The sequence below is a fragment of the uncultured Enorma sp. genome, assembly GCA_905210055.1.
In the GTDB taxonomy this organism is placed as follows: Bacteria; Actinomycetota; Coriobacteriia; order Coriobacteriales; family Coriobacteriaceae; genus Enorma.
The window spans coordinates 1-2,386 of the sequence record CAJLVH010000199.1; the positions used below are offsets into that span (position 1 = coordinate 1).

The 2,386-nt window shown below is 65.4% G+C and carries 3 protein-coding genes; all 3 read right to left on the reverse strand.

Features of this window, described 5'->3' with window-relative positions; translation table 11 throughout:
- On the reverse strand, positions 1–480 hold a 480-nt coding region (locus tag QZ079_RS09110), incomplete at its 3' end, for a CTP synthase (RefSeq protein ID WP_297037531.1).
- Between the two features lie 296 nt (positions 481–776).
- Positions 777–1,451 (reverse strand): ABC transporter ATP-binding protein, encoded by a 675-nt coding sequence (locus QZ079_RS09115; RefSeq protein ID WP_297037532.1) that lies wholly within the window; start codon positions 1,449–1,451, stop codon positions 777–779.
- A partial coding sequence (locus tag QZ079_RS09120) for an ATP-binding cassette domain-containing protein (RefSeq protein WP_297037533.1) occupies positions 1,448–2,386 on the reverse strand: 939 nt, incomplete at its 5' end. The genes QZ079_RS09120 and QZ079_RS09115, both read right to left, overlap by 4 nt.

The following is a 2,386-nucleotide window of genomic DNA, read 5'->3' on the forward strand; positions in this document are numbered from 1 at the left end:
CTGGCGGATGGCCTCCAGGAAGGGCTGGCTCTCCATGTCGCCGGTGGTACCGCCGATCTCAGTGATGACCACGTCAGCGGCGGTCTTCTCGCCCACGGAGTAGATAAAGTGCTTGATCTCGTTGGTGATATGGGGGATGGTCTGCACCGTCTTGCCCAGATACTCTCCCCGGCGCTCCTTGGCGATGACGTTGGAGTAGACCCGGCCGGTGGTCAGGTTGGAAAATTGGTTCAGATCCTCGTCAATAAAGCGCTCGTAGTGGCCCAGATCGAGGTCGCCCTCATGGCCGTCCTCCGTTACGAAGACCTCACCGTGCTGGAACGGGCTCATCGTGCCGGGGTCGACGTTGAGGTACGGATCCGCCTTCTGCATGGTGACTTTGTAGCCGCGCGATTTGAGGAGACGGCCGAGTGACGCCGCCGTGATGCCCTTGCCGAGCGAGGACACGACGCCGCCGGTAACGAAAATGTGCTTGGTCATTGTTGCACCTGCGCTTTCCCGTATCAGAACCTACTGGTCTTCACGGGATTTCATCGTAGCACTGCACGCGCTCGCTGCGCGCTGCCGCGTCGAATTCACGCAATCGAAACGAAGTGAGTATTTCCGTCCAGGACTCAGATTCTCACTTCGGTTTCGCGCGGGACGCCGTGGTACTTTGGCACCAGGTCTCTGAGTCCCACTGCCGAAGGTTAAAAAGTTGCGAGAACTGTTGACGTCATCGGGCGGTGGGACTCAGAGACCCGGTGGGAAAGTCTCATCACCCGCGGCGGTGGGACTCAGAGACCCGGTGCCAAAGTCTCACAGCGAGTGACGAGGCGGCGAACGAGCGCGGGGCTGTGGGAGACGAAGACGATGCCGAGCCCGCGCTCCTCGGCGCAATCGAGCACCGCGCGCCAAAGCTCCGCCTGCGTCACGGCGTCGAGCATGGCCGTCATCTCATCACACACGAGGTAGCGCGGACGGGTGAGTAACGCCCGAACGATGCTGAAGCGCATGAGCTCTCCGCCCGAGAGCTCGCCGGGAAAGCGGTCGAACCAGGCAGGGCGTATGCCGAATCGCTCGAGCAGCCCCGTTTCCTCGACGGCATCGAACAGGCAGCCCTGTCGCGAGCCGCGCCCGTCGTCGATACGCGACGTGCGCGAATACGCCTCGGCAAGGCTCGCCTCCATGCGCACGAGCGGGTCGAACGCCTGCTCCGGATGCTGCCAGACGAGCTGGACAGGTCGCGGAGCACGTGCGATGCCGCACGGTACCGGGACGCCGTCTGCCAGCACCTTCCCTGCCTGCGGCGCAAGGTAGCCCGCGAGCAGGCGGCAAAGCGTCGTCTTGCCCCGCCCGGAGGGTGCGGAAAGCGCGACGCGCTCGCCAGGCTCGACGGTAAGGTCGAATCTCTCGAAGAGCGGGGCGGCGCCCGGATACGCGAAGGTTATGCCACGTGCGTCGAGGCTCATAGGCCATCCCCCTCCCCTGCCACGCAGCGATCCCCTTCCGACTCACAGCGTTCGGCTCCGCGCACTTCGGTATCGTGCGACGCCGCTTCGGACGGCGCAGCGGGGGCGAACCCGTGCTCAGGCATCGCGTGCCAGAGCGCTTGCGAGAAGGGGTGACTCAACAGCTCCGGCTGCGCGAAGCTCGACACCGGAGCCTCTTCCACGACGTGCCCATCGCGAAAGACCGCCACGCGATCCGCAACGGAAAGCGCGAGCTCAAGGTCGTGCGTGATGAGAAGCACCGCACCGCCCGCATCGGCAAACGCCCGCAGGTCGCCGAGGGCGCGCACGACGAGCTCCATGTCCAGCCCCGGTGTGGGCTCATCCGCGACGATAAGCCGGGGATCGTCGATAAGCGCCGAGGCAACGAGCACGCGCCGCGCCATACCGCCGGATAGCTCATGCGGAAGCATCCGCCCGACACCGGCATCGAGCCCGAGCTCGCGGAAAAGCGTGCGCATCCGCGCCGATCGCTCGCGGCGGCGCGCCCGTCCCACGCGTCCCCGGCCACACGCGCCCACAACCTGCTCGCCCACGCGCATGAGCGGATCGAGGCTGGTGACGCTTTGCGGCACGAGCGAGATACCCCGCCCACGCAGACGTGCGATCTTTGCCGCGTCGAGCGGCTGACCTGCAAAGCGTATCGAGCCTTCAACCAGCGCATTCGGCTCGAAGAGCCCCATGATGGCATCGGCGAGAAGCGTCTTGCCCGACCCGCTCGCCCCCACCACGGCAACGAGCTCGCCTGCGCGCACGCTGAGCGAGAGGTCGTTCAGAACGGGCATGTTGACCCGTCGCGCCTGGAAGAATGGCACGCCGGGTTCATAGCGGGAGAAGCTCATCGAGAGATGCTCAACTTGCAGAAGGGGCTGCTCGCCTTCCTGCGCGGGCTCCTG

What these genes read in the sequence shown, in the direction of transcription:
- QZ079_RS09115 (WP_297037532.1), bottom strand. Translation starts at nt 1,451, where the DNA reads ATGAGCCTCGACGCACGTGGCATAACCTTCGCGTATCCGGGCGCCGCC.